A 1,375-nucleotide genomic window follows, 5' to 3' on the forward strand; every position below is an offset into this window, starting at 1 on the left:
CTGCGCGCGTGGCTGTTCCGTCTCGACCCCCAGCAGCATGTCCTGCTGCTGCTGTGCCACCACATCGCCAGCGACGGCTGGTCGATCGCACCGCTGGCGCGCGATCTGTCCACCGCCTATGCCGCACGCTGCCAGGGCAAGGCCCCTGCATGGACTGCGCTGCCGGTGCAGTACGCCGACTACACCCTCTGGCAGCGCGAACTGCTGGGTGACGAGACTGACGCACACAGCACCTCAGCGCGCCAGCTGGCCTACTGGCAGCACACCCTGGCCGGGCTGCCCGAGCAACTGGAGCTGCCCACCGACAGGCCACGCCCCGCCGTCTCCAGCTACCGCGGACAGAGCATGGCGTTCACGGTCCCCGCCGAGGTGCACCAGGGTCTGCTCACCCTCGCCAGGGACGGGCAGGCCAGCCTGTTCATGGTGCTGCAGGCCGCACTCGCGGCGCTGTTCACCCGCATGGGCGCGGGCACCGACATCGCACTGGGCAGTCCCATTGCCGGGCGCACCGACGAGGCCCTGGACGATCTCGTGGGCTTCTTCGTCAACACGCTCGTGCTGCGCACCGACACCTCGGGCAACCCCGGCTTCCGCGAGTTGCTCGCGCGCGTGCGCAACACCGACCTGAGCGCCTATGCGCACCAGGACCTGCCCTTCGAGCGGCTGGTGGAGGTGCTCAACCCCACGCGCTCGATGATGCGCCATCCGCTGTTCCAGGTGGCCCTGGTGCTGCAGAACAACGCCCGCGCCAGCTTCGCGCTGCCGGATCTGGTGGCCACGGGCGAGCCTGTGCGCAACCACACGGCCAAGTTCGACCTGTCCTTCGCCCTGTGGGAGCAGCGCGACAAGGACGGCTCGGCGCAGGGCATTGCCGCCCGGGTGGAGTTCGCCACCGACCTGTTCGATCTGGCCACCGTGGAGCAGCTCGTGCTGCGCCTGCAGCGGGTGCTGCAGGCCGTGGTCGCCGACCCCTCCCAGCCCATCGGACGCATCGAGATCCTCGCGCCCGAGGAGCGCCAGCAGATCCTGCTCGGATGGAACGACACCGCGCACCCCGTGGCCGAGTCGACCCTGCCCGCGCTCTTCGAGCAGCAGGCCGCCCGCACCCCAGAGGCCATCGCCCTCGTCTTCGAGGACCAGCGCCTGAGCTACGCCGAGCTCAACGCACGCGCCAACCAGATCGCTCACCACCTCATCGCTCGCGGCGTGGGACCCGAGCGCTTCGTCGCCCTTGCGCTGCCTCGATCCCTGGAGCTCGTCGTCAGCCTGCTGGCCATCCTCAAGGCCGGCGCTGCCTACCTGCCCCTGGACGTGGACTACCCCAGGGACCGTCTGGCCTTCATGCTCGAGGACGCAGCTCCGGTCTGCATGATCA

Annotated in this window: 1 protein-coding gene; it reads left to right on the plus strand. The window is 69.7% G+C overall.

Going from position 1 to position 1,375, the window contains the following annotated elements:
• Window positions 1-1,375 (plus strand): condensation domain-containing protein (locus BLW48_RS34855; protein ID WP_143047891.1); only part of this gene is annotated, 1,375 nt, incomplete at both ends.

It is taken from the genome of Variovorax sp. YR266, assembly GCF_900107295.1.
GTDB lineage: Bacteria > Pseudomonadota > Gammaproteobacteria > Burkholderiales > Burkholderiaceae_C > Variovorax.